At 54.0% G+C, this 2,621-nt stretch carries 2 protein-coding genes; one reads left to right on the top strand and one right to left on the bottom strand.

Going from position 1 to position 2,621, the window contains the following annotated elements; all coding sequences use genetic code 11:
• Positions 1–102: 102 nt before the first annotated feature.
• Complete coding sequence (locus tag AAAC48_RS18810) at positions 103–1,005, top strand: LysR family transcriptional regulator (RefSeq protein ID WP_340655649.1); 903 nt, start codon at positions 103–105, stop codon at positions 1,003–1,005.
• A 342-nt stretch (positions 1,006–1,347) separates the two neighbouring features.
• Here the strand turns inward: AAAC48_RS18810 and AAAC48_RS18805 are convergent, their stop codons facing one another.
• Positions 1,348–2,094 (bottom strand): hypothetical protein, encoded by a 747-nt coding sequence (locus AAAC48_RS18805; RefSeq protein WP_340655648.1) that lies wholly within the window; start codon positions 2,092–2,094, stop codon positions 1,348–1,350.
• Positions 2,095–2,621 lie beyond the last annotated feature (527 nt).

Raw genomic sequence — 2,621 nt, 5'->3', positions numbered from 1 at the left:
GCGCAGCGTTGCGCTTGTTCCCAACGAATATGGCCGAAGCTTTATTCCGTGATTAGATGGAAATATCAGGAATCTTTTTTCCATTTATGCAAAAATCGACGCATGGTCGATCTCAATGACATTTCGGTTTTCGTGAAGGTTGCGCAATTCGAAAGCTTTAGCCGCGCCGCACACGCGCTCGGGATGCCGGTGTCGACCGTCAGCCGAAAAGTTTCCGCGCTCGAGGATCAGCTCGGGGTCACCTTGCTGCAGCGAACGACCCGCAAGCTGACGCTCACCGTCCAAGGGCGTGCCTACTACAATCAATGCAGCGAACCTCTCAGTCACTTGTTTGACGCGGAGCGAGTTTTGACCCAAACGCAGAAGGAGCCGGAAGGCCTGCTGAAAATCTCGGTGCCGGTGATTCTGGGCCAAGAGCCATTTTATGAATTTCTCTCGGCGTTCCTGAAGACTTACCCACGGATCGAGGTCGATCTCTTCGTCACAAATCTCTTCCTCGATCTGATTGCAGAAAATGTTGATGTCGGCATTCGCTTCGGCGAGCTTCGGGATTCGACGATTGTCACGCAGACGGTCGGGAAAAGTGTCCGCTATGTTGTCGCCACTCCAGAATACCTCAAAGGTCGGTCCTCACCGGTGAAACCGGAGGATTTGAAGGACCACCAGTGCATTCTGCTCAACGGACGCAACAACGAGGCCGAATGGCATCTGGTCAACGGACGGAAATCCGTCAAACTGCATGTGTCAGGCCCCTTATCAAGCAGGGATTTCCAGTCGATCAGTGCGTTTACCTATCGCGGGCACGGGATCGGCCTGCTGCCGTCAACCTATTGCGACGAACAAATCAGACGCGGCGAACTCGTCCGTCTGCTGCCAGACTGGTCATCGCCCGAGATATTCGTCCATGCCGTCTACCCGACACGACGGTATTTACCCGCCAAACTGCAGGTTTTCCTGAATGAATTGAAGGGCTGGAAGAGCCCTCTATGGATTCCATTGCGCTAACTGCTTTTTGGCGAAAAGCGGACACATTCTTGCAACGTACTCGTTAGATTTGGAAATCAAGCCGCGGGACACAATTGTCCGGCTCGACAGGAGTTATGCGCCCGAAAATATCAATAAGCGCGATCACTCGGCCGGCGTTCCCGTCAATACGGTAGCGGATGAAACCCGTGATCGCGTAGCCAAGCGGCGAACGCTCTCCCACAGGGTCATCATTGGCGCGAGGGGTCGAGGGGTCATGTTCAAGAAACGTGGGGTCCTTGAAACCCCGTGTTCAATTGGCGGGGTGCGAGAAACCCCACACAAAATTGCGCCCGTAGCGCGCGTTTTAAACGCTCGAGCCAGTCATGAAGGCGCGAGGTACACGTTCGCGAACCCGTTCGCGTTATGGTAGTCATGTCCGGCGTAGCTCAGCCCGTTTGTCGGCCAAGTCCGGCAGGCCGCCACAGTCAGCGCGGTTTTCTTGGGCGCCGTGCCTTTCCAATAACTCAGCGGGGTCTGGTAACCCCAGAGCCGCGCATTGTAGGGATGATTGCTGGCCGCATCTCCGATCGTCATCCACCCGCCAGAAACATGCAACCCATTGTGGATGGTTTGGCCATTCATGTCCTGTTCGACAGCACGTTTCACTTCGAAATATATTTTTCCGTAACCGTCGGTATTCTGAGCGCTGTCCCATGATTCAAAATGGCCGGCATACTGATAAGTCGCAATGACATTTGACCGAAGTTCGTCGTCCCATTCATTCTGTTTTGTCCATGACGACCCTCCAAATTGCAAGTTGGGGGGTTCCTCGGATACTATTTGATTCGGCGCACCCACTTTGATCAAAGTCCAACCGTTCGTGACCACGAGGTCGTCCGGGGCGACCTCATCGGCGGCTTTCAGATATACGGTGAGCACGCCGTACCCCCTGGCGCCGAGAAACCGGTTCCAGCAGTAGCCGGAGACCAGATCGGCCATCAGACCAGTCTGCACACCCCAGTTCGTTTCATCGCCTACGTTGGGGTCGCCTTTACTGGCTTCGTTCCACATTTTAAACTGGCTACCCACGATAAGGTACCCATTGTCCTTCATCGGGATATTGGTCATCGAATTTCTCCGCTGTCAGTATGTCATCTAAAATATTCGCGTCACCAAACTAGCGCCAGCGATCTCCGAAAGTATTTCTAGTTATTGGCCATCGGGGAAGTACGTAACTGTAACATCCAGACACTACGGGGGTCGGCATCCTTTAGGCACTGGATGATTGGAAGCCGGGCTTCAGCTAATCTCGCCGCTGGCAATTGCAACCAGCTTTTGCTGCGAGAGCCCGCTCACATCGGAACGTCAGCTGTTCGCGCGAAGCGGTAATTAAGTCGGTCTTATGCTGCAGGCGTGAGCTGTTTCGGCTCGAATTCAATAGGCGTCATTCGCCCGAAAAGTTCGATAAGCGCTACGACCCTTCCCGACATGGTGATCTGCTGAACAACGCCTCGAGACATTGCGAACGGGTTCATGCTGTCTGTCACCGGTCCGCAAGTCAACCGTGAGTTGTAATGCTGGCTAGGGGCGCATGATGCAGTTCTGAGGGGGCTCCTTGTCCTTGCACAATTTCGCATCAATCAATTTATTGGGCC

Source organism: Phyllobacterium sp. (assembly GCF_037994405.1).
In the GTDB taxonomy this organism is placed as follows: Bacteria; Pseudomonadota; Alphaproteobacteria; order Rhizobiales; family Rhizobiaceae; genus Phyllobacterium.
The sequence above is the reverse complement of the archived record's forward strand: the minus strand, read 5'-3'. Positions and strand labels throughout refer to the sequence as shown.

Coding starts and splice junctions, on each gene's coding strand:
- AAAC48_RS18810 (WP_340655649.1), top strand. CDS start 103: ATGGTCGATCTCAATGACATTTCGGTTTTCGTGAAGGTTGCGCAATTC.
- AAAC48_RS18805 (WP_340655648.1), bottom strand. CDS start 2,094: ATGACCAATATCCCGATGAAGGACAATGGGTACCTTATCGTGGGTAGC.